Origin of the sequence: Mucilaginibacter sp. CAU 1740 (assembly GCF_039839285.1) — a bacterium.
Classification (GTDB): domain Bacteria; phylum Bacteroidota; class Bacteroidia; order Sphingobacteriales; family Sphingobacteriaceae; genus Mucilaginibacter.
The window spans coordinates 129,340-151,530 of sequence record NZ_JBDOQS010000004.1 but is presented as its reverse complement, the minus strand read 5'-3'; the positions used below and the strand labels follow the sequence as shown (position 1 = coordinate 151,530).

Annotated in this window: 20 protein-coding genes and 5 tRNA genes; 1 reads left to right on the top strand and 24 read right to left on the bottom strand. The window is 41.4% G+C overall.

From position 1 onward, the window contains the following. Window positions 1-11: 11 nt before the first annotated feature. The 16 genes from secE to AAFN85_RS10935 form a co-directional block, all read right to left on the bottom strand. Window positions 12-206 (bottom strand): preprotein translocase subunit SecE, encoded by a 195-nt coding sequence (secE, locus tag AAFN85_RS11010; RefSeq protein ID WP_090529653.1) that lies wholly within the window; start codon window positions 204-206, stop codon window positions 12-14. Between the two features lie 18 nt (window positions 207-224). Further along, a tRNA-Trp gene (locus AAFN85_RS11005) sits at window positions 225-295 on the bottom strand. Between the two features lie 83 nt (window positions 296-378). Then, window positions 379-1,566, bottom strand: a complete 1,188-nt coding sequence (gene tuf / locus AAFN85_RS11000) for an elongation factor Tu (RefSeq protein WP_110585433.1) — start codon at window positions 1,564-1,566, stop codon at window positions 379-381. 58 nt (window positions 1,567-1,624) lie between these two features. Continuing rightward, window positions 1,625-1,696, bottom strand: a tRNA-Thr gene (locus AAFN85_RS10995). 130 nt (window positions 1,697-1,826) lie between these two features. Next, a tRNA-Gly gene (locus AAFN85_RS10990) sits at window positions 1,827-1,899 on the bottom strand. 146 nt (window positions 1,900-2,045) lie between these two features. Next, window positions 2,046-2,126: transfer RNA gene (locus AAFN85_RS10985), tRNA-Tyr, on the bottom strand. A 64-nt stretch (window positions 2,127-2,190) separates the two neighbouring features. Continuing rightward, window positions 2,191-2,263 (bottom strand) — tRNA-Thr (locus AAFN85_RS10980). Window positions 2,264-2,529: 266 nt separating this feature from the next. Further along, the gene (gene raiA, locus AAFN85_RS10975; protein WP_347527289.1) at window positions 2,530-2,877 is read right to left on the bottom strand and encodes a ribosome-associated translation inhibitor RaiA; all 348 of its coding nucleotides are present in this window, start codon (window positions 2,875-2,877) and stop codon (window positions 2,530-2,532) included. Window positions 2,878-2,889: 12 nt separating this feature from the next. Further along, window positions 2,890-3,801 (bottom strand): tyrosine-type recombinase/integrase, encoded by a 912-nt coding sequence (locus AAFN85_RS10970; RefSeq protein ID WP_347527288.1) that lies wholly within the window; start codon window positions 3,799-3,801, stop codon window positions 2,890-2,892. Window positions 3,802-3,895: 94 nt separating this feature from the next. After that, window positions 3,896-4,087, bottom strand: coding sequence for a 30S ribosomal protein S21 (gene rpsU / locus AAFN85_RS10965; RefSeq protein WP_022833144.1), 192 nt, complete (start codon window positions 4,085-4,087; stop codon window positions 3,896-3,898). A gap of 163 nt (window positions 4,088-4,250) precedes the next feature. Further along, complete coding sequence (locus AAFN85_RS10960) at window positions 4,251-4,652, bottom strand: hypothetical protein (RefSeq protein WP_347527287.1); 402 nt, start codon at window positions 4,650-4,652, stop codon at window positions 4,251-4,253. 33 nt (window positions 4,653-4,685) lie between these two features. Then, window positions 4,686-5,459 (bottom strand): hypothetical protein, encoded by a 774-nt coding sequence (locus AAFN85_RS10955; RefSeq protein WP_347527286.1) that lies wholly within the window; start codon window positions 5,457-5,459, stop codon window positions 4,686-4,688. Window positions 5,460-5,468: 9 nt separating this feature from the next. Further along, window positions 5,469-6,020 (bottom strand): hypothetical protein, encoded by a 552-nt coding sequence (locus AAFN85_RS10950; protein WP_347527285.1) that lies wholly within the window; start codon window positions 6,018-6,020, stop codon window positions 5,469-5,471. Window positions 6,021-6,124: 104 nt separating this feature from the next. Continuing rightward, window positions 6,125-7,306, bottom strand: a complete 1,182-nt coding sequence (locus AAFN85_RS10945) for an acyl-CoA dehydrogenase (RefSeq protein ID WP_347527284.1) — start codon at window positions 7,304-7,306, stop codon at window positions 6,125-6,127. 635 nt (window positions 7,307-7,941) lie between these two features. Beyond that, the gene (locus AAFN85_RS10940; RefSeq protein ID WP_347527283.1) at window positions 7,942-8,469 is read right to left on the bottom strand and encodes an adenine phosphoribosyltransferase; all 528 of its coding nucleotides are present in this window, start codon (window positions 8,467-8,469) and stop codon (window positions 7,942-7,944) included. Beyond that, window positions 8,466-9,335, bottom strand: coding sequence for a helix-hairpin-helix domain-containing protein (locus tag AAFN85_RS10935; protein ID WP_347527282.1), 870 nt, complete (start codon window positions 9,333-9,335; stop codon window positions 8,466-8,468). The genes AAFN85_RS10940 and AAFN85_RS10935 overlap by 4 nt, the downstream gene beginning before the upstream one ends. A gap of 76 nt (window positions 9,336-9,411) precedes the next feature. On the opposite strand from AAFN85_RS10935, the gene AAFN85_RS10930 reads away from it, so the two are divergent. After that, a complete protein-coding gene (locus tag AAFN85_RS10930; RefSeq protein WP_347527281.1) occupies window positions 9,412-11,166 on the top strand; it encodes a lysophospholipid acyltransferase family protein in 1,755 nt (584 codons plus the stop codon). Window positions 11,167-11,215: 49 nt separating this feature from the next. Here the strand turns inward: AAFN85_RS10930 and AAFN85_RS10925 are convergent, their stop codons facing one another. The 8 genes from AAFN85_RS10925 to pheT form a co-directional block, all read right to left on the bottom strand. Further along, a complete protein-coding gene (locus AAFN85_RS10925; protein ID WP_347527279.1) occupies window positions 11,216-12,139 on the bottom strand; it encodes a hypothetical protein in 924 nt (307 codons plus the stop codon). Window positions 12,140-12,141: 2 nt separating this feature from the next. Then, window positions 12,142-12,840 carry a hypothetical protein gene (locus AAFN85_RS10920; RefSeq protein WP_347527278.1) on the bottom strand — a complete coding sequence of 233 codons (699 nt, stop codon included), beginning with the start codon at window positions 12,838-12,840 and terminating at the stop codon, window positions 12,142-12,144. 147 nt (window positions 12,841-12,987) lie between these two features. After that, the gene (locus AAFN85_RS10915; protein ID WP_347527277.1) at window positions 12,988-16,296 is read right to left on the bottom strand and encodes a carboxypeptidase regulatory-like domain-containing protein; all 3,309 of its coding nucleotides are present in this window, start codon (window positions 16,294-16,296) and stop codon (window positions 12,988-12,990) included. Window positions 16,297-16,608: 312 nt separating this feature from the next. Then, window positions 16,609-17,157 (bottom strand): Mpo1-like protein, encoded by a 549-nt coding sequence (locus AAFN85_RS10910; RefSeq protein WP_347527276.1) that lies wholly within the window; start codon window positions 17,155-17,157, stop codon window positions 16,609-16,611. A gap of 66 nt (window positions 17,158-17,223) precedes the next feature. Then, a complete protein-coding gene (gene rny / locus AAFN85_RS10905) occupies window positions 17,224-18,789 on the bottom strand; it encodes a ribonuclease Y (protein WP_347527275.1) in 1,566 nt (521 codons plus the stop codon). A gap of 261 nt (window positions 18,790-19,050) precedes the next feature. After that, window positions 19,051-19,341 (bottom strand): cell division protein ZapA, encoded by a 291-nt coding sequence (locus AAFN85_RS10900; protein WP_119410732.1) that lies wholly within the window; start codon window positions 19,339-19,341, stop codon window positions 19,051-19,053. Between the two features lie 21 nt (window positions 19,342-19,362). Next, entirely contained in the window at window positions 19,363-19,653 is a 291-nt protein-coding gene (locus tag AAFN85_RS10895; protein WP_119410733.1) for a hypothetical protein, read from the bottom strand. A gap of 78 nt (window positions 19,654-19,731) precedes the next feature. Beyond that, on the bottom strand, window positions 19,732-22,131 hold the full coding sequence (gene pheT, locus AAFN85_RS10890; RefSeq protein WP_347527274.1) for a phenylalanine--tRNA ligase subunit beta: 2,400 nt from the start codon (window positions 22,129-22,131) through the stop codon (window positions 19,732-19,734). Window positions 22,132-22,191 lie beyond the last annotated feature (60 nt).

The window sequence follows — 22,191 nt, the reverse complement described above, 5'->3', positions numbered from 1 at the left end:
TTTCCCTGATATTAAGTTAGCGATGTGTAAAACAGTTTAAGCAAATAATTAATGATCTGGTCCATACCTAAAATAACCAAAGCAATAATTATAGCGGCAACCAACACCAAAACAGCGCTGCTTTGAAGCTCGCGCCATGTAGGCCAGGTAACCTTCTCGGTTAACTCGATGTATGACTCTTTAATATATTCAGCTACGCCTGCCATCTTTATATTGTGCTTAAGCACGGGAACAAGGATTCGAACCCTGATCAAAGGTTTTGGAGACCTCTATTCTACCGTTGAACTATTCCCGTGTATTATGTTTATAATAAGAAAACATAAGTTTGCCGTTGAAGGCTAAACTTATGTTTTCAAATTAACCTTTATTGAAATGTTATTACTTAACGATTTCAGTTACCTGACCAGCACCTACAGTCCTGCCACCTTCACGGATAGCGAAACGTAAGCCTTTTTCCATTGCGATTGCGTTGATCAATTTTACGTTGATTGTAACGTTATCACCTGGCATAACCATTTCTACACCTGGTTCTAATGAAATCTCACCAGTAACGTCTGTAGTACGGAAATAGAATTGTGGACGGTATTTGTTGAAGAATGGAGTGTGACGGCCACCTTCTGCTTTTGATAATACGTAAACTTCTGCTTTGAAATCAGTGTGTGGAGTTACTGAACCTGGTTTACAGATAACCATACCCCTGCGGATATCAGTTTTCTCAATACCACGTAACAATAAACCTACGTTGTCACCAGCTTCACCGCGATCAAGGATCTTACGGAACATCTCAACACCAGTTACAGTTGATTTCAAGTTTTCAGCACCCATACCAAGGATGTCAACTTGCTCACCTGAGTTGATTACACCACGCTCAATACGACCGGTAGCAACAGTACCACGACCAGTGATTGAGAATACGTCTTCAACAGGCATTAAGAAAGGAAGATCTGTCAAACGTGGAGGGATAGGGATGTAGCTATCTACAGCATCCATCAACTCCATGATTTTACCAACCCAGGTAGGATCGCCGTTAAGACCACCTAATGCAGAACCCTGGATAACTGGGATATCATCACCTGGGAATTCGTAGAATGATAATAATTCACGAACTTCCATTTCTACCAACTCCAATAATTCCGGATCATCAACCATGTCAACTTTGTTCATGAAAACAACAAGTGCAGGTACACCTACCTGACGAGCTAACAGGATGTGCTCACGAGTTTGTGGCATCGGACCGTCAGTTGCAGCAACTACGATGATCGCGCCGTCCATTTGAGCAGCACCAGTAACCATGTTTTTCACGTAATCCGCGTGACCTGGACAGTCAACGTGAGCGTAGTGACGGTTAGCTGTTGAATATTCAACGTGGGCAGTGTTGATGGTAATACCACGTTCTTTTTCTTCAGGAGCCGAGTCAATTGAATCAAATGAACGAGCTTCTGATAAACCTGCATCAGCCAAAACCTTAGTGATAGCTGCGGTAAGGGTTGTTTTACCGTGGTCAACGTGACCGATTGTACCGATGTTTAAGTGCGGTTTACTGCGGTCAAACTTTTCTTTTGCCATGATCTATAAATTATTTTTGTAGGTTAATTTTAACTTTAATGTATGTTTTATAACACTGAGCCAACAATGGGATTTGAACCCATGACCTCTTCCTTACCAAGGAAGTGCTCTACCCCTGAGCTACGTCGGCTTATTTTTTGATTTCGGATTTCGGAAGTTCGATTTCGGATTTTCTTTCCTTTCTCTACTTATACCTTATCCGGCATCTGGTTTTGCTTGGTTCAAATCCGAAATCGAAAGTTCGAAATCCGATATCACCGAGCGGAAGACGAGGTTCGAACTCGCGACCTATAGCTTGGAAGGCTATCGCTCTACCAACTGAGCTACTTCCGCTTGTTCAGTTTGCAGTGTGTAGTTTTCAGTTTGCAGTTATCCTGCTTGCCGATTTTCATTACTGAAACCTCTTTAATCAAGTCAGCAGTTTATAATTCGGCTAACATTACTGCTAACTGCGAACTACAAACTGCCTACTCGATAAGTGGGGGGAGAAGGATTCGAACCTTCGTAGCCGAAGCAACGGATTTACAGTCCGTCCCATTTGACCGCTCTGGTATCCCCCCGGTAGTTATTTCCGGTTTGTGATGTCCAAAATTGAAGCTAAACACCTCAATCCGAAAAAAACTGAGCCTCCTATCGGGATCGAACCAATGACCTACTGATTACAAGTCAGTTGCTCTACCAGCTGAGCTAAGGAGGCTTATTTTTTTACTTTGCCTTTCCGTTACTTTCGAGGCTGTGTGCCTTTCGCTAACGGAGCGCAAAACTAATAAGCTTTTTGATATTTTAAAGAACTATTTTAACTTTTTTTTTCGGTGTTAAAATTTGCCAAATTGCGGCGTTGTACCTCCCCCGAAACGGGACTGCAAATCTACAAAAAATAGTATCACGTCAAAATTTTTTATCAAAAAAAATCGACAGGCGTTAAACCTGTCGATTTCTGAGCTAAAAAAGCCCTTTTTATGATTAAAAACCGTCTTCGGCCCCTGTTAGTATGGCTTTCTTGGCCGAGGCATCGGCTATTGCTTTCTTCTGTTTGTGCTTTTCTATCTGTTTACGAAGGCTTTCAACCGCCAAATCGGTAGCCTCTTCAAAAGTTTTGCATTTCTCTTTGGCAAATAGTTGGTTGCCCGGTAGCTGCAGTTTTATTTCGGATATTTTATTAGCCTCATCTTCCACATTTTCAAGCTTTAAGTAAACTTCGCCGCTAACAATATGGTCATAAAACGTATCAAGCTTATCAGCCTTTTTCTGAATAAAATCTAATAATTTTTTGTCTGCGGTGAAATGGATTGACTGCACTGTAATTTTCATGGTTCCTCCTTTTTAAGCCTTTGGATGGGCGAGTTTATAAATAGATTTTAGTCTTTCAACTGAATTGTGTGTATAGATCTGGGTTGCGCTGAGGTTGGCATGACCCAAAAGTTCTTTGATCGAATTTAAATCGGCTCCCTTATTTAGCAACGTTGTTGCAAACGTATGCCGCAGCACGTGCGGGCTGCGTTTGCTCTGAGTGGATATGTTGGATAGGTATTTCTGCACTATTAAATATATCATGGCCGGGTAAGCCTTGGTTCCTTTATTTGTAACGATTAATGTGAAGGAATTGTTATCATAATTTTGATTTTTCTTTAAGTCGATATATTCCTTAAGCAGGTTTTTCAACTCGGTATTGATAGGGATAATGCGTTCTTTATTGCGCTTGCCCAATACCTTCACCACTCCTTCGGGTAGGTTAACATCCTGTTCTTTAACACCTAACAGTTCGGCCAGGCGCATGCCGGTACCAAACAACATTTCGATGATCAGCTTATCGCGCCGGCCCTCAAAATCTGTCGAAAAAATTTCATCATTATCCAGCATTTGGGTAAGGCGGTCGCCTTCTACCACCACCGGCAGGCTTTTGGGTATCTTTTGCGATTGAATGCGCGAGGCCGGATTGGTTTCTATAACACCTTCCTGCAATAAAAATTTAAAGTATTTGCGCAGCGTGGCCATTTTGCGGTTAACCGATCGGGCCAGCATTTTTTGATCAATGAGCCGAACCATCCAGTTACGGATATGGCTGTAGCTTATTTGCGATGGATGGGTAATTTCCGGAACAGGCGCGGGATCTTCGCCTTCGGGATTGTTCAGAAAGAGCATGAACTGATCCAGATCAGCCTGATAAGCGGTTACAGTGTGTGCCGAGTACCGCTTTTCATACTTGATGTATTGGATAAAACGCTCTAAAAACATAAAAAACTATTTATACATCCGGGATGATGAATGTACAAATAGTTTTAATATAGTGTCAAGAAATTAATAAATTCTTTTCAACAAAAAAAAGAACTTAAACAGTTTCCTGGTTTAAACCTTGTTTATAGATTGCATGTTTAACAACATGACGACGGGTTACAGATTTCTTTTCGAAAGCCTGACGACTACGTAGTTCTCTTAAAACACCAGTTTTTTCGAATTTCTTTTTGAAGCGTTTCAATGCTTTGTCTAATGATTCGCCGTCTTTTACGTTAATAATGATCATAATTCCTAAAATACCTCCTTTCAAGGGAGGGCAAAGATAATCACAATGTTTTGAATATCAAATAGGCAGAGCGGAATTTATTTATTTTTCAGGATTACATCGATTAATGGGTTGATTACACCGATTGATAGGCGCATTGAATTATTTCATTGTGATCTCCGCTTTATTCCGGGGCGATGGTTGTTTTGTAATCGAGCATTAACCTTTCTCCACTCTTTTTATATACCTCCAACAGGAAAGATCCTTTTATTTTATGCAGCGAGTTGCCTGCTTCAATTTTGCTTTCCCATGTAGGTTCAATTCGATATATCGTTCTATCTTTTAAAATGGCTGTTCGCATATTATGATTAGGTTTATCATTATATACAGTATCCACAACGCCATTAACTGTTTCTAATGAATCCCGCTGAATAATGCTTTCTCTCACGGAAAGCCCAAAAACAGCATTGTAGCTAACAATCAATACAAGGCAAAGTGGTATAGAGCCGAAAATGCAATAGATAATTATTTTGTCAATCTTTCGCATGCTGTCTAATAGTTCTTGTTGTGCCTTGTTATTTTCCATCAATTTCAACTACTTTCTCGCATGTTAAAAAAATCACCTTATTACAACTTCATTGCTCCAGATAATATTAGCCGTTTTTGCTTTATGTGTTAAGGTGTAAATATCAACCGGTAATTGTTTTCTCTCTTGGTATTTATACAAACTCATGCCTATTTTAAAACTTTTGGTTGCAAATGGCTTGCTATCAACTCCATCTGTTAAATAGTAAACCGGTATATTAAATATCACCTGCTGATGAGGAGGAACCTGAAAAACCATCGGATTATTTTTATAGCATTCCAACATTAAGGCCGTAGGTAAAAAACTTATATTTTCTTTGTCTGTCCTGAATGCGTCGAGCCATGAACACGACATATTAACGTACTTAAGCGTATCGGCAGATAAATTGTTTAGCTGCATTGGTACAAGTGTGTAAATACACCGGTGCAGTTTCTTGTCGTGATAACAAACTGTATCTTTTGCCTGCTTAATGGCCTCTTGGTTTACGCTTATTATAAAATTCTGACGGTCGGTAACAGAAAGCTCTTCAAACCCTGCCGGGATAGCGCTGGCCAGGTCATGCCTGTAAAAATTGGGCGAGGTATTAAATATTCCATCACTCCAACCGGTACGGATCAGTTTGGCATTTGTAAAACTTGAATCAGGCCGGACATCTGCTAATGAAGTTGAGTTTATCTTTAGAGGATTATTATTCTTTGCAGATGCCAAAACGCTTTTTCCAGTATCCAATTTTATTGACAAGAATCTGCCGTAGCTTTTACTTACAATCGCAAGCAGAAATATGATGATAAGGTAAGGCTTTTTCATTTACAATAATTAAGGGATTGACACTTCATTACTCCAGAGCAAATTATGCTGATCGGCTAATTTGTTAAATAATAAATCATCCCAAACCTGCTCCGGCGATTTATACTTCACCATATTCATCCCAACCTTAAATTTCTTACCGCTAACATCCGTTGTTTTTCCAACATCTAATACAAACGTCATGTCCCGTGTTTGATGGGGAGGAATTTCGACGCCTTGAGGCACGTTCTTATCGCAACCAAGTGTAAGAAACCCTAAACTACTATCGCTGATATGATATATATCCCACCACGAGCATGACATACTTATGTACTTTAAAGTGTCGTTTGTGTTATTAGTAAGGCTTACACCAGATATGATAAAGCGCGTCTCATATTTGTATATCGATGTATCTTTAGGCTTTGTTATTGTAGACTGGTCAATATATAAAACGTATTTACCATCGCCATGCTTCGGTATTGACACATTTTTAACAGGAGAGCGGGGCCGAGCTAAAAAATAATAGCCCGAAATCCCCAATATTACAAGGAGTAAAATGCCCAACAGATAAGGTTTAGTCATATCTAAATATACCTGTATTTAAAGGTATAAACACATAGCAAAAGTTAAAGTTTGTTAAGTCAGCCTCCTTAACCACCCACCTAATAAACTTAATAAACCATTTACTATCCCCTCAACACCTCGCGGCTAATCACAATCTTCTGGATTTCGCTTGTCCCCTCGCCTATGGTACATAGTTTGGCATCGCGGTAAAACTTTTCTACCGGGAAATCTTTAGTATAGCCATACCCGCCGAAGATCTGCACAGCCTCAGTAGCCGTACGCACTGCTGTTTCAGAAGCATAATATTTAGCCATGGCCGATTGTTTGCTAACCGGCAGATGGCGGTTCTTCAAATCTGCAGCCTGCATGATCAGCAGTTCAGAAGCTTCGATCTCCGTAGCCATATCGGCCAGTTTAAATGCTATCCCCTGGAAGTTGCTGATAGGCTGGCCAAACTGATGTCGCTCTTTAGCATAAGCAACCGCGGCATCAAAAGCTCCTTTGGCAATACCTAATGATAGTGCTGCTATCGAGATCCGCCCACCGTCCAACACCGCCATGGCCTGCTTAAAACCTTCGCCTTCTACACCCAATAAGTTTTCTTTGGGTACGCGGCAATTATCAAAAATAAGTTCGGTAGTTTCAGATGCCCGCATGCCCAGCTTATTTTCCTTTTTACCATGCGTAAAGCCGGGCGTGCCTTTCTCTATCACCAAAGCCGAGATCCCATGCGAATCGCCTTTATTCCCCGTACGCACCATCACGACAGCCACATTGCCAGATTTACCGTGAGTGATCCAGTTTTTTGAACCGTTAACTATATAATGATCACCATCTAAAACAGCAGTTGTATTCATATGCAATGCGTCCGATCCGGTGTTAGCTTCTGTCAATCCCCAGGCGCCAAGCCACTCGGCAGTGGCCAGTTTGGGTAGCCATTTATGTTTTTGTTCATCGTTACCAAATTTGAGGATGTGCCCGGTGCAAAGCGAGTTATGTGCTGCTACCGATAAGCCTATCGCACCGCAAACTTTAGCTATCTCGCTAATCACGGCTACATATTCAAAATAACCGAAGCCCGAGCCACCGTATTGTTCGGGCACAAAAACGCCCATCATGCCAAGCTCGCCGAGTTGTTTAAATAAGTCGATAGGGAAATGTTGAGCCTCGTCCCATTCCATTACATGAGGCTTAATATAGCGTTCGGCAAAATCGCGGGCCATCTGGCCAACCATCTGCTGATTTTCGTTCATGGCAAAATCATACCCGCCGTAGTTTGGGGTATCGGTTAACGTAGCATCCATAATTTTATAACTGGTTATTGTTGGTTACTAACAAAATAACGTATAAAATATGGTAATGGTTTGTTACACTAAGCCTCCAAATAATGAACAGATTGGTATCTGGTATAGATTATAGGTTTAGTTTGAATAGGGTGGTTTTGGGGAAGGGAAAATTGGGCGAAAATATTTTTGTCTGAACTCGAATTTGAGGGAATTAAGTGAATTGACAGAATGCCGGGCAAGTTGTCTGAACCGGGATTTGGGGAGATTTTCAGGATTTATAGGATTTACTTAGCTCATGGTAATCTCTCAATCCCAGAAATAGAATCAACTGCTAACCTCCAACTGAACAAGGGCATTGCCGTTAGCCAACGGCCTGGCTATCCGTTCCAAGTCCTCGCCTTGCCAGCGCTTACTACTACCCACGCTGTGGGCTTTGCACTATTATCCCTAACGCAACCTACGCACAGACCTTTAGCGGCAATAAATTATATATAATAATCTACTACATCTACTCTCCCATCTTTGCGCCTTAGCAACCTTCGCGTACTTAAAACTCTACAAAAGCCCCGTCCAGCTTTGCGTCTCCGCGCCTTTGCGTGCTTAAAGCTCTGCAAGCGCCCCTCTAATCTTAGCGCACCTAAAAAAGTAGAAGCCTAATAATCAGCCAGCACAACTAACTTATCGCAAATAGGCGCTATCCGCTCCTTACCATTCAAAAACCCCAGCCCCACCACAAACGAAAAGCCCGATACCACGCCGCCCATTTCTTTTATCAACTCGCTGGCAGCGGCAACTGTACCACCGGTAGCCAACAGATCATCATGCAATAAAATATGCTGACCAGGTTCAAAAGCGTCGGTATGCATTTCTATAGTGGCAGTGCCATACTCCAATTTATAAGCTTTTTGTTTAATGGTAAAAGGAAGCTTACCTGCTTTACGTACAGGAACAAATGGCACACCCAACTTAGTAGCCAGGCTAAGCCCAAATAAAAACCCACGACTTTCCACACCAGCCACCGCATCAATGCGGATATCTTTCAATTGCTCAACAAAGGCATCCACAATTTTTTCGCACAGGGCGGGGTCTTTCAGTATCGGGGTAATATCTTTAAATACAATTCCGGGTTTCGGAAAATCAGGAATATCGCGTATAGAGGCTTTAATTTGCTCGGCTATCATTTGAAAACTAAATAAGGCTCAATTTTACGCAAAATTTGGGCATTTAAGATGGCTATATTTTCCAGATCTTTTATCGACCTATAACTACCATGCTCATCGCGATAAGCAATAATGGCATCCATCTGTTTAAAACTTAAATAAGGGAAACGCTTCAGATCATTAAACACGGCTGTATTGATATTTACCTTTATTATATGCCTGCCATCAACAGAAACTCCATTCTTTATCTGGTTATATTTTTCGGCATCAATGCCATAAACCTCTTTCAACTGTTCTTTATTGTAAAACCCTCCTACCCGCTCCCGGTAATGAACAATCCGGTGTGCAAAAGCTGGCCCTATCCCCCTGATCATGGTTAACCTTGCCGAATCGGCACTGTTAATTTCAATTACCTCGCCAGGTTTGGCCTTATTAATATGGTATGCGGGGCCATCGGGCAAATCAATGTATGGTTCAAGCCTTTTATAGGTTTCGGCGTTAATGCTGTACATTTTCTGCACATCGCCTTTGGTATAAAATTGGCCACCTTTGTCTTCATAATGTTTAATTATTTCGGCCTGGTGTTCGGTAAGGCCAAGTTTTACCCAATTAGCAACTGGAAGCTTATTAGGGTTGAAATGGAAAAGAGAGGCTTTTGCAGAGATAACTCTACTGCTAACTGCATCATTGGCTACATCAATACCGGCATTTTCGGTAGTTGTATTCGCCGCTTTATCAAAAGCCTTAAAGTTTATTGTATTATCTTTGTGGTTTGCCTGATAAATGTAGGGTGCCGCTAAAACCAATGCGATCAAAATAATCATTACCACCATCCCGTTCCATTCTTTTTTGCTGATGGACAGATAGTGTTTGATTCGCGGTATCATTATATAGGTTATCAGCTGTTAAATTAAATAAAAATTTAAGATATTTATTTGTTAAAACATACTGCCTATAAACAATATGAAAGTTATAACCACCGAAGAGTTTGCCAAAGCCACCAAACTGGATAAGTTGAAGATGCCCGGCCTGGCCGCTTTATTGATGGAGCTGATGAAGATAAACCAGGTTAACGACCTGTTTGCCCAGGCCCAACCCAAACAAGGTCCCGAATTTGTGGACGCCATTTTAGAAGGCTGCGGTATCGACATAGAATTTGACGAACGCGAACTGCGCAACATCCCTAAAGATGGTGCATTTATAGCCATTGCCAATCACCCTTACGGCGGTATTGAAGGCATGGTACTATTAAAAATATTATGCATGGCCCGCCCGGATTCAAAGCTGATGGCCAACTTCCTGCTTAAAAAGATCCCTAACCTGGCCGACTATTTTATAGCCGTAAACCCGTTCGAAAATGTTGAGCATTCATCAAGCATCAGCGGATTAAAAAATACTTTGGAGCTTTTGAACAATGGTACCCCAATCGGCATTTTCCCGGCCGGCGAGGTATCAACCTTTAAAGTAGAGCAAAAACAGGTTACCGACCGCATGTGGCACCCGGTTGTAGGTAAAATCATTGCCAAAGCTAAAGTGCCGGTTGTACCTATTTATTTCCATGGTAATAACGGGCTGCTATTTAATTTCCTGAGCTTGTTGCACCCGGCCTTACGTACAGCCAAGCTACCATCAGAACTGTTCAATAAACATGGTCACACTATTAAGTTGCGTATCGGTAAACCGATCAATGTAACCGAAATACCTGATTACACCAATAGCACCAAGTTGCTTAATTTTTTACGTGCCCGCACTTATGCGCTGGGTACCGGTTTGGAAGAAGAGAAAAAGATCTTCAGTCCGCGCAACCTGTTTAAAATTAAACGTGACGCAGAAGAGGTAGCACCGGAGATTGACAGCGCCGTTTTGGAAAAAGAGATCGAACCGCTGCGCGAAAACTATAAGGTGTGGACTGAGAAAAACTACGAGGTATTCATCGTACCAACCTCAACTATACCTAATGTGATCCGAGAGATAGGCAGGCTACGAGAGATCACCTTCCGCGAGGTTGGCGAGGGTACTAATAAAGCCATCGATCTGGATGAGTACGATATCTATTATAATCACCTGTTTATTTGGGATTTTGAAGCCAAACGCATTGTAGGTGCTTACCGCATTGGCCTGGGCGACGAGATATTTTATAGTGTAGGCAAAAAAGGTTTCTACATTAACGAGTTGTTTAAACTTAAAACTCAGTTTACCCCGGTACTGCGCCGCAGCCTTGAGTTGGGCCGCTCGTGGATCCGTAAGGAATATCAAACTAAACCGCTTCCACTATTTTTATTGTGGAAAGGTATTCTGAAATTCCTGATAGATAACCCAAGATACCGTTACCTTATAGGCCCGGTGAGTATCAGCAACTCGTTCTCTAAATTCTCCAAGTCGCTTATTGTTGATTATATCAACCGCAACCATTTTGATCACGAAATGGCGCAGTATGTTAAACCGCGTAAAAAGTTCAAGGTTGATTTTGCCAAAATTGATACCGATCTGCTGATGGCGGGCGAAGATACTTTTAAAGGCCTCGATAACCTGATATCCGAAGTGGAAACCCGTAATATGAAAGTGCCTGTGTTGCTCCGTCAGTACATTGCCCTCAACGCCAAGATCATCAGCTTTAACATCGACCCTAAATTTGCCGATTGCTTGGATGGTTTCCTGGTGCTTGATCTGGAAAATGTACCACAGGACACATTGGAAAAACTGGGAAGGAATTTGTAATCCGATCAATAAACAAAAAAGGCAAACCTGCAGGTTTGCCTTTTTTGTTTTATTTCCAGTCGAGGTAGTGAACACCATCAAATCCTGCGAGTAATTTGTTATTATCCGGCACATCATCTTTTAAATAAGTGGCGAATAGCACGTGTTTATCGTCCCTGTCAACTCCCCACAGCAGGTATTGAACTTTACTGTTATACACCGGAGTACTGTACCGGGAGCTGGAAGCATTTAATTTTAAGGCTGGGTAATCATTAAGATCTTCAAACAAATAAACTTTATCAAGGTCATCAGTTCCGGAATGAAGTTCCCTGAAGCCGAGCATCATATTGTTGGTATTGGCCGCGAAATTGATATAGGCCATCGGAAAATCATTATTATCATCCTTAAATATTTTCATTGTGCCACCGTTGGCCGGCTTGATCACCACCTCGTACTGGTCGAGCGCCGAGAAATTGTACTTTTTTAATATGTAGGCAAAATCCCCCTTATCAGATATAGCTGCCGATATAAATTCATAATATCCACCTTCGTAAGTTATTGAAGGCACTTTCAAAGCCGGGCCGTAAAAAGCGATACTTTCGCCGTTTACTATGTATAATGTTTTATCGTCGGCACTCCAATCAAAGTTTCGCACGTCATTATAATTGGTTAGCGTGGTTATCAACTTTCCGGTTTTATCAACTATCTCTATTATGTTACCGCTGCTTAAATAAGCGAATTTGGTGTGATCGTGCGAGCCTTTAACAAACTTTTTAGGAACGCCCGAATTGGTTATGCGCAGGGGCTTGGCAGCAAAATCGGCCATCAAATAAAGTTCACTATTGTACACAAACACCACATTCTCAATTGCGGGATGCCTTACGCTATCAATTTGTTTAACCTGATCTAAAGTGATGTAGGGATACGGATCTTTCTGGCAGCCACTGCTCATCCAAACTGCAAAAAATATAATGGTATAGTAAATCCTTTTCATAGTTAAAATTTAAAAACAATGCCCGAACCAATGTTGAATGACGAATAAATTGTACCAACCCTGTGGTTCCATTCCCGCTTTCCGGTGGGCGCGAAAATACTGTACGCTCCTTCAAAATTCAGCTGCAGGTTATCTCCGATATCAATTGAGGCACCCAGCTTGGGGGCAAAGTAAGCCTCCTGTTCACCATCTATCTGCTCATCGCTATTTACAAAAGCATCTGCCGAATGAAACCTGAATTTTGTGATATAACAGCCCAGGTTAAAACCGCCAAAGGCCTTAACTCCATCCGTTATATCAATATTATAAGCCGCACCCAGATAAGCGATGTAGCTTCTGAAATCAGAATAGCTGATAGTTCCATAATCATTATCTCCTACCGCGTAATAAAAAACATCTTGTTTGGGCTTATAGGTGCGATAACCAATACCAACGGTAGCGGTGGCATGATCAAAAAACCTGTAATAACTGAGGTTGTAATTAATTGCAGGTTTATAGGTGTATTGCAAATTGCCAACAGGCGCATCAAAAGCAAGGTTTAAACCTATTCCATCGGTAGGCGCTTCATCATAATCCCTAAAAAAGCGCTGCGCATTTGCGTAGGAACAATTAAACAACAAAAAGATAAGAGAGATAAATACACCACGGCATACCGCCCCGGTGATAGCATGCAGGAGATACCTGCCAGGATTAGCGTGCATTATATTGTGATAAAGTTTGGCGCAAAGAAACAATTTTTAGCTGTAATTGCATAACCATAAACAACTAAAAATCATTTCAAAACAAAAACGCCCCCGATATAAATCGGAGGCGTTTTGCGTTTAATCTTAAGTATATTTTGCTTACAATTACCAGCTGTAACGTAAACCAAACTGCATTTGCCAGCGTGAAGCAAACAAATCAACAGAGTATGGTAAACCTGGGTTGCTAAAGTTGTAAGTTGGATTAGTTGTAACATTACCATCTTTAACAAAAGTAGGGCCGCCGGCTGCACCAGGCAATTTGCTCACAGATGTTAAACCAAGACTCGCTGAAGAGTTGAAAGTATTTGGCGAGAAGTAATACTGACCCCAGCTTTTCTTTAACAGGTTGGTAAGGTTGATGATATCATAAGTAAATGTGATCATCTGTTTGTGTTTACCGTTACCAAATTTAAAGTCCTGAGTAAAGCGGAAATCTAATTGGTTGTTCCACGGAGTGAAAGCAGCGTTACGCTCGGTGAACTTACCACGACGTGAGCTCAAGTATTTGTCAGCATCAATGTAAGCATCAAATGCAGCTACTTGTTGCGCGGCAGTTTGTACTACTACGCCATTTTTTACCTGATCAACTATAAAGTTAGCTGTTTCGCCTCTTTTAGGAATATAAGCTAAACTCAATTGCTGACCTGTTCCATCAATCGCTTTTGGATAAGTATCCCAGGTATATGGGTTGCCGCTTTGCGCGCTAAAGAAGAATGAGAAGTTAGCTGTATAGTTGTGACCAGCATCCCAATCGTGTTTAAAGTTTACATTTGATACGATACGGTGACGGATATCAAAGTTTGAGTTTGCTAAACCTGGGTTGTTAGGGTTTAAAGCCTGGTTTAACTGCCAGTTAGACTCCATTGAGTTACGGATACCGTTGGTAACATCTTTAGAATGACCATACGTGTAAGCAACCGATGCATTTAAAGCACTTTGCGGATTGAACTGAGTAAATTTAGATACCTGTACAGTAGCGCTGTAACGATAACCTTCGCTTGTGTTTGATAACAGGTAAGCGTTGGTATATTTCGAATTTATTTTTTGATTAATAAAGATTGGCTGCTGGTGCTGAGTGTCATAAGGATAATAAGTTACGCTATCTTTGGTATTAACCTGTTGGAATTTCAAATCATGAATAACTTTGGTGTAAATACCTTCGGCAGTGAATTTCCACTGATCATCAGTTGTATAATCAACAGCTAAACTGCTCCTCCAAACCTGTGGCATTTTGAAGTTGTTGTCAATCATATCCACTTGGGTAGCACCGCTGGCAGAAGTGTTGAAGTTTTGTTGCTGATTAACATAATTTAATCCGCCGTTTGGTGCTGCTTGTACTGGATTAGTTCCAGCTTTTTGAACCGGAGGGTTTGCGTCGTAAGCACCGTAAGTAGCGCCATTGTTATAAAACGCGTAACCAAACCATGCAAAAGGAACACGACCGGTAAAGAAACCGCTACCACCGCGTAAAATAACGCTTTGATCGCCGTTAGCATCATAGTTAAATGACACACGTGGATTCCACTCTATGTTACTTAGGTAATTTTGTTTGATATCCCTTGGTTTGGTGTAAGTGTAGGTAGTACCGTAGTTTGGATCAACCGGAGCGTTAGTTGTTTTATCGCTCAATGGTTGTTTGTTTGGTACACCAGCATAATCAGCACGTAAGGCTACAGTCAATTTAAAGTTATCAGTTAACTGAATTTCGTCCTGGCCATATAAGCTCAACAGGTTAACTTTAAACTGAGCAGATGGATGAGCTAAGATATAATCACGTGTATTATCAGTATAGTTAAAGTTAGTACGTACACGTGCAGGGTTATTGTTAACGAAATCCTCAATGCTGTTATAAGCAATACGACCGTTCCATGCGTTAACGAAGTTATAAGTAATATTATAAAACTCGTTGTGCGTACCGAAAGTGAAAGTATGTTTGCCTTTAACCAAAGTTAAGTTATCGGTAAATTCGGTAGTTTTCTGGTGCATATCAAAAATAGCAGCCTCACGATCTGTACCCATAAAAATGGTAGTACCAGGAGCGCGACCGTTAATCTCGATTTGTGGTAAAGCTGGGTTTGAGTTAGGATCACGATAATCGTGAACTGATGAATAACCAAGAACAAGGCTATTGCTCAGACTATTGTTAAACCTTGATTTTAACTCGGCAACTGTTGAAGTTGAATTATTATGCGAAGTGTAGTCAATACCGCTGAAACGGAAGTTTTGCTGATCGCGCTCTAAGTTAGTTGCTTTTGAGCTGATGGTATTGTTACGGATGGTTAACTGGTTGTGATCATCAATATTCCAATCCAAACGGTTAAAGAATTTGTTTGAGTTAGAGAAGATGGTAGTGTTATTATAAGTGCCTGGATCAATACCGCCGGTAAATGCTTTGAAAGCGTTAACCAATTTATCACCATCGGCCTGGCTCAGAATATTGGCTGAACCATTGTGATCTAAACCACGAACAACCGGATCTTGCCTGCGGGCAATCTCTTCGTTAGTAAAGAAGAATAATTTGTTTTTGATGATAGGGAAACCTAAACGGATACCGGTTTGGTAATCATGAAAATCGTTAAGTTTTGAACCGTCGCCACCTAAAGCAGCTTTAGCGTTGTTAGCACCTACCATGAATGAACCACGACCGTAACCATAAACAGCACCGCTAAAATCATTTGTACCGCTACGGGTTACAGCGTTGATACTACCACCTAATACGTTACCAATTTTGATATCGTAAGGGGCAACATAAACCTGGATATCCTGGATAGCATCCAAAGAGATAGGGCTTGTACGGGTACTGCTACCTACCTGGCCTGAAGCGTTGTTCTGACCACCTAATGATGGGCTGAAACCGATAGCGTCGTTATTGATAGCACCGTCTAACGTTACGTTATTGTAACGGTAGTTAGTACCTTGAAACGAGTTGTTATTGCTTTGAGGAGTGTTACGGGTTAAATCCTGTAAGCTGCGGTTGATTGATGGCGCAGTACGGATCTGGTTTTGACCAATACGGGTGCTTGCACCTGTTTTAGTAGGACCTGCAGATGCCCTTACTTTTACTTCCTGCAGGGAAGTAGTTTCGTCCTGCAATACAAAGTTGAAAGTAGCGTTACCTAATTGTAAGGTGATATCGCTGCGTTCGTCTTTTTTGTAACCAACAAAAGATGCGCTGATGGTGTAAGGGCCACCGGCGTTGATGTTGTTAACCGAATAACGACCTTCGGCATTGGTTTGAGCACCATACCTGGTGCCAGTGCTGGTATTAACCACAGAAATGGTTACACCCGGAAGTGAAGCACCTTTCTGATCGGTTACTTTACCGGTAAGTACCGAGGTAGTTATCTGGGCATTTGCCACTCCGGCAACCCCGATAATCATCAGTGTTAAAATAATAAAGTAGAGCTTTCTCATTTGTGATTTTTTAATGCACAAAGTTGCCCAGACAATGTTAAGTTTATATTAACACCAGATTATTATATTAACAACTACTTAATGATTTCTTTTTTACTTAACATTAGCGCGCTTAATTAGTAATTAAATATACTGATTATCAATCAATTAAAAACACACATCAAACAACTGTGTTAATTTTTCATTTATTATCTCTTGCTCTTATCCCGCACAAAAATGACTCTCCGCTTAATAAATAGCATTATTTATTGCCGGTTTAAAACCCACTACAAATCCGGGTTTTAATAGATATTTAATATAAAAATGCTAATGTCAATTTTTGATTCTCAGTTTATTAAGTAATTGATTTAGAAGGTATGCCGGCGCTATGACCAACGATTTGATATTAAGCCCGTTTTGAGCATAAGTACTCTCGCGCGAGTTCCCTATCAACAAGGCCGATACTGAAGGGATAAATATCGATAAACATAACATCCACATAGCCGGCCCACTGGTTTGTTGCCAATTTACCAGTTCCATAATTCCGTAGCTAAAGCCTAATAATATAAATAGGATAAAGTACGATATGATGGGCGAAAGCTTCAGATAAAAATAAATGACGATGGCAATTACAAACGATGCCCAGTTAAAGTAACCGTTATATACACCTAAAAACGGAAGGTGCGGGAAAGGGATAGCCCAGATCAACCCAAATAAGCTGAATGCTAATAAGGGTATGCAAAAATAATGGATGCCGGTATTTACCGGATCCTGATGACTGGCTGCGTATTCACGGAAATGACGATCAACCGGGCGTTCATCGACATTAGCTGTTGCTTTAGCTACCGGTTTAGTTTTGGTATTGGATGTTTTTGTTGCCACGGTACAAAAGTAAAAACCCTTTCAACTTTTTAGGCTGAAAGGGTTTTATTTAATTTTTATGTTTGATTACTTGGCAAACGCTACCGAGCGGGTTTCCCTGATCACGGTAACTTTAATTTGGCCAGGATAAGTCATCTCAGTTTGGATGCGGTTTGAAATATCAGCAGCCAATACTTCTGATTGCGCGTCGCTGATCTTTTCGCTTTCAACTACCACGCGCAGCTCACGGCCGGCCTGAATAGCGAAGGTTTTTTCAACGCCCGGATATGACAATGCCAGTTCTTCCAATTCTTTCAAACGTTTAATGTAGCTTTCAACCACCTCACGACGTGCACCTGGGCGGGCACCTGAAATAGCATCACAAGCCTGGATTATCGGCGATAACATCGAGGTCATTTCGATCTCATCGTGGTGAGCGCCTATGGCGTTGCAAACTTCAGGATGCTCTTTATATTTTTCGGCCAGTTGCATACCTAAGATAGCGTGAGGTAACTCTGGGTTATCATCAGGCACTTTACCAATATCGTGTAGCAAACCGGCACGTTTAGCAAGCTTTACGTTAAGGCCCAACTCGGCAGCCATGGTGGCGCAAAAGTTGGCAACCTCGCGCGAGTGCTGTAACAGGTTTTGCCCGTATGATGAACGGTAACGCATACGGCCAACCATACGGATCAGCTCAGGGTGTAAACCATGAATACCGAGGTCGATCACGGTACGCTCACCTATTTCTACAATTTCTTCTTCAATTTGCTTTTTGGTTTTGGCAACCACCTCCTCAATACGGGCCGGGTGAATACGTCCGTCCGTAACCAGGCGGTGCATAGCCAAACGGGCAATTTCACGCCTTACAGGGTCGAAGCCTGAAAGAATGATAGCCTCTGGGGTATCATCAACAATGATCTCAATACCGGTAGCAGCCTCCAAAGCACGGATATTACGACCTTCACGACCAATGATCCTACCTTTGATCTCATCATTCTCTATATTAAATATAGAAACTGTGTTTTCGATAGCACTTTCAGTAGCGGTACGTTGAATGGTTTGGATAACTATTTTCTTAGCCTCCTTAGTAGCGGTAAGCTTAGCCTCATCCACAATATCCTTTATCTGGATCATGGCTTTAGTACGTGCTTCTTCACGCAAAGTATCAACCAACTGGGTTTTAGCTTCCTCGGCAGATAAACCTGCGATGGTTTCCAGTTGTTGTACGTGTTGGTTTTTCAGATGCTCAACCTCATCCTGTTTTTTAACAACAATTTCGGTTTGCTTCTCTAAATTTTTACGAGTGTTATCAAGCTCGTTCTCCTTACGGTTAACGTTTTCCATACGCTGGTTAAGCGATTGTTCTTTTTGCTTGATGGTGTTTTCGCGCTGATTGATGCCGTTGTTTTTGTTGTTTACTTCCTGCTCGTGCTCAGCCTTCATTTGTAAAAACTTCTCTTTTGCTTCGAGGAGTTTATTCTTTTTCAGGATCTCGGCATTATTTTCAGCGTCTTTAAGGATCTTTTTAACTTTATTTTGGGCAGAGGCCTCCTGGTCTTTGAAAAGCTTTCGCAGCAGGAAGCGGCCTATGAGCACGCCGACAATGGCGCCTACAAGCAGGCCGATGATAACGTATAGTAATATGTCCATTTTAGGTTTGAGTGGTGTTGTATATATGTATGTAGTTGTATGTAAGCAAATAAAAAAACCGCAACTAATTTCTAAGTGTTCATGTATTTAAAACCTCATTTCGGATATTGGGGACCATGGGTTGGTTAACGTTAATCGCAACTAACGCATGCCTCTTGATCCGCTTAATATTGAAGCGTTAAGTTTTTAATAGTGAAACCTAAAATTTAACTGCGGTTAAATCTTAAATGTGCTCTTGTATATTATATTAAAGAACGTTTATTACTTCGAAAAAAATTCGTTCAGCAAATGATCCAGTTGATAAACCTTTTCGGTTACCTCGGTATCTTCAACAGTAACTTTTTTTTCTGCCTTTAATGTTGATGTAGCATAATGCAATACACACATTGAAAGCAGATCCTGCTTATCCCTAACCGCGTAATTCTCCTGATATTCCTTTATCCGGTCGTTGATTAGTTTTGCCGCCCTGCGTATTATTTCTTCTTCCTCCATGTTCACCTTTAAGGGGTAAACGCGGTCAGCAATATTTATTTTTATTGAGATTTCTCCCATTTGAGCTTTTCACTTTTTGCGTTATTTTTTCAATAACACAATACACTTATCTATTTCCTGCACAAAGTCGTTAATTTTTTGCTTAATGTCAACAGTTTTTTCATTTGTTTCTGAAAAAGACTTAGCAACTTTAACAACTTTTAATTTTTCTTCCAGTTCTTTGGTCTTGCCTTTACTGGCATTCAGCGCCACTGTAAGGGCCTCGCTTTCCAGTTTTAAAAGGTCATTTTCCTCCTGCAAAGCAGCGCACAATTCAATCAGGCGCTCGGTTTTATCTACAATTTTATTTAACTGCTCTGCTAATGAGGCCATGTTTGGTTATTGGTTGATTAAGTTGATTGAGTGAATGGTTAAATTACCAGATCAACCACTCACCCAACCAACCATTCACTATTTTCTAATTTCCGCTCCCGCTTCTTTTCCTAAATTATAAATTAATTTCTGCATAATAGAATCGATAGCCTTGTCTGTTAAGGTTTTCTCGATGTCTTGAATGATGAAGCTTAATGCGTATGATTTTTTACCGGCAGGCAATTTATCACCCTGGTAAACGTCAAATACATCAACCTCTTTCAGCAACTTGCGCTCGGTACGTAGGGCAATTTGTTTCAACTGACCGAATGATACGCTTTGATCTATCAGCATAGAAAGGTCGCGCCTTACAGCAGGGAACTTTGATACGTCCTGGAACACGATCTTATTTTTACGGATGGCGTTCAACACCAGGTCGAAATTGAAATCGGCATAAAATACCTCTTTATCTACATCGGCCTTTTTCAATGAAGTAGCAGCTACCGCGCCAAATTTCACCAATTGCTTACCATTAAGCATGTACTGAATGCCAAACGACATTTTTTTGCAGGTAGCATCTTCAACTGTAAAGTTGCTGATGTTTAAACGTTGCAAAATACCATCAACTACCGCTTTAATATTGTAGAATGATACGGGTTTAGCTTTCTGGTTCCATTGCTCGGCAGTGTTGGCACCCGTAATGAAAATACTGAAACGTTGGGTTTCTACATATTTCTCATTTTCCAGTTTGTACACTTTACCGAATTCATAAAATTTCAAATCGGCAGCACGGCGGTTCTGGTTGTAGGCAATGGCTTCCAAGCCTGAATACAACAGGGTTTGGCGCATCACGTCCAGATCGCTGCTTAATGGGTTCAGGATCTTAACAGCAGTATCCAAATTATCTGAATAAGCCGATTTGGTAAGCGAGTTCGCCAAAACCTCATTAAAACCATTAGCGCTTAACAGATCAGAAAGCTGATTTTGAACAGTATCTTTTTCCGGGCGGATAGAGTTATTTAACGAGGCCCTGATCTGGGTAGGGATCTCAATATTGTTGTAACCGTAAATCCGCAGGATCTCTTCAACCACATCCACATCGCGGGTTACATCCACGCGGTATGGTGGCACTTGCAATGACAGTGAATCCGCAGTTTCATTCACTATCTTAATATCAAGCGCGGTGATGATACTTTTGATGGTATCATTGCCGATAGCTTTACCTATCAGTTTATCAATGGTGTTGTAAGTTATCTCCACATCAAACGGAGCAACAGGTGCAGGGTAATGATCAGAAATTTCTGACGAGATCACGCCACCAGCAACTTCCTGAATTAACAAAGCAGCACGCTTAAGCGCAAACACAGTCATATCCGGATCGGTACCACGCTCAAACCTGAACGAAGCATCAGTTTTTAAACCAAACCTTTTCGATGTCTTACGAACCGATACAGCGTTGAAATAAGCGCTCTCCAGGAAAATATTTTTGGTTGAATCTTTTACGCCCGATTTTGCGCCGCCAAATACACCGGCAATACACATCGGTTCTTCCGCGTTACCGATCATTAGGTCATCGGCAGAAAGTTTACGATCTACCTCATCCAAAGTTTTGAATACAGTACCTTCGGCATAGTTTTTTACGATCACTTTGCCACCGGTTATTTCATCGGCATCAAAAGCGTGTAATGGCTGGCCAAGCTCGTGCAATACGTAGTTGGTAACATCCACAATATTATTGATAGAACGGATGCCGATAACAGCTAAACGCTCCTTTAACCAGTTTGGCGATTCTTTAACTTCAACACCGCTGATGGTTACACCAGAGTAACGTGGCGAAGCCTGCTCGTTCTCAACAACAACCGGTATAGTTAAGCTGGTGTTATCAACTTTAAACGCGCTTACATCTGGTTTATTAATGCCGATTTTCAGGAACGCCGCAACATCCCTTGCTGTACCTAAATGCGAAGCCGCATCGGCACGGTTAGGGGTTAAGCCTATCTCGTACATGTAATCGTCGTTCAGCTTAAAGTATTCTTTGGCTGGAGTACCAACAGGAGCATCGGCCGGCAATACCATAATACCTTCGTGACTGGTACCTAAACCTATCTCATCCTCGGCACAGATCATACCGTGCGATTCCTCGCCCCTGATCTTTGATTTTTTTATAGCGAATGGCTCACCGGCAGTTGGGTAAACAGTTGAACCAACAACAGCTACAACTACTTTTTGTCCGGCCGCTACATTGGCAGCGCCGCAAACAATCTGCAGGTCTTCCGGGCCACCTACATCTACCTTAGTAACATGCAGGTGATCAGAATTGGCGTGGTCAACACATTCTTTTACATAACCAATCACCAGGCCTTCCAATCCGCCGGGGATGGGTTGTACCTTTTCCAGGCTTTCAACTTCCAAACCTGTACCGGTAAGGATAACCGAAATTTCCTGGGGTGTTTTATCAGTATCAATAAATTCTTTAAGCCAGTTATACGATATCTTCATTATTCTGAAATGATAATCGGCAAAGATATAAAGATTTCGGATGTCGGATTTGGGATTTCG

Excerpts from the sequence above, each read along its gene's own strand:
- secE (WP_090529653.1), bottom strand. The coding sequence starts at position 206 with ATGGCAGGCGTAGCTGAATATATTAAAGAGTCATACATCGAGTTAACC.
- tuf (WP_110585433.1), bottom strand. The coding sequence starts at position 1,566 with ATGGCAAAAGAAAAGTTTGACCGCAGTAAACCGCACTTAAACATCGGT.
- raiA (WP_347527289.1), bottom strand. The coding sequence starts at position 2,877 with ATGAAAATTACAGTGCAGTCAATCCATTTCACCGCAGACAAAAAATTA.
- AAFN85_RS10970 (WP_347527288.1), bottom strand. The coding sequence starts at position 3,801 with ATGTTTTTAGAGCGTTTTATCCAATACATCAAGTATGAAAAGCGGTAC.
- rpsU (WP_022833144.1), bottom strand. The coding sequence starts at position 4,087 with ATGATCATTATTAACGTAAAAGACGGCGAATCATTAGACAAAGCATTG.
- AAFN85_RS10960 (WP_347527287.1), bottom strand. The coding sequence starts at position 4,652 with ATGGAAAATAACAAGGCACAACAAGAACTATTAGACAGCATGCGAAAG.
- AAFN85_RS10955 (WP_347527286.1), bottom strand. The coding sequence starts at position 5,459 with ATGAAAAAGCCTTACCTTATCATCATATTTCTGCTTGCGATTGTAAGT.
- AAFN85_RS10950 (WP_347527285.1), bottom strand. The coding sequence starts at position 6,020 with ATGACTAAACCTTATCTGTTGGGCATTTTACTCCTTGTAATATTGGGG.
- AAFN85_RS10945 (WP_347527284.1), bottom strand. The coding sequence starts at position 7,306 with ATGGATGCTACGTTAACCGATACCCCAAACTACGGCGGGTATGATTTT.
- AAFN85_RS10940 (WP_347527283.1), bottom strand. The coding sequence starts at position 8,469 with ATGATAGCCGAGCAAATTAAAGCCTCTATACGCGATATTCCTGATTTT.
- AAFN85_RS10935 (WP_347527282.1), bottom strand. The coding sequence starts at position 9,335 with ATGATACCGCGAATCAAACACTATCTGTCCATCAGCAAAAAAGAATGG.
- AAFN85_RS10930 (WP_347527281.1), top strand. The coding sequence starts at position 9,412 with ATGAAAGTTATAACCACCGAAGAGTTTGCCAAAGCCACCAAACTGGAT.
- AAFN85_RS10925 (WP_347527279.1), bottom strand. The coding sequence starts at position 12,139 with ATGAAAAGGATTTACTATACCATTATATTTTTTGCAGTTTGGATGAGC.
- AAFN85_RS10920 (WP_347527278.1), bottom strand. The coding sequence starts at position 12,840 with ATGCACGCTAATCCTGGCAGGTATCTCCTGCATGCTATCACCGGGGCG.
- AAFN85_RS10915 (WP_347527277.1), bottom strand. The coding sequence starts at position 16,296 with ATGAGAAAGCTCTACTTTATTATTTTAACACTGATGATTATCGGGGTT.
- rny (WP_347527275.1), bottom strand. The coding sequence starts at position 18,789 with ATGGACATATTACTATACGTTATCATCGGCCTGCTTGTAGGCGCCATT.
- AAFN85_RS10900 (WP_119410732.1), bottom strand. The coding sequence starts at position 19,341 with ATGGGAGAAATCTCAATAAAAATAAATATTGCTGACCGCGTTTACCCC.
- AAFN85_RS10895 (WP_119410733.1), bottom strand. The coding sequence starts at position 19,653 with ATGGCCTCATTAGCAGAGCAGTTAAATAAAATTGTAGATAAAACCGAG.
- pheT (WP_347527274.1), bottom strand. The coding sequence starts at position 22,131 with ATGAAGATATCGTATAACTGGCTTAAAGAATTTATTGATACTGATAAA.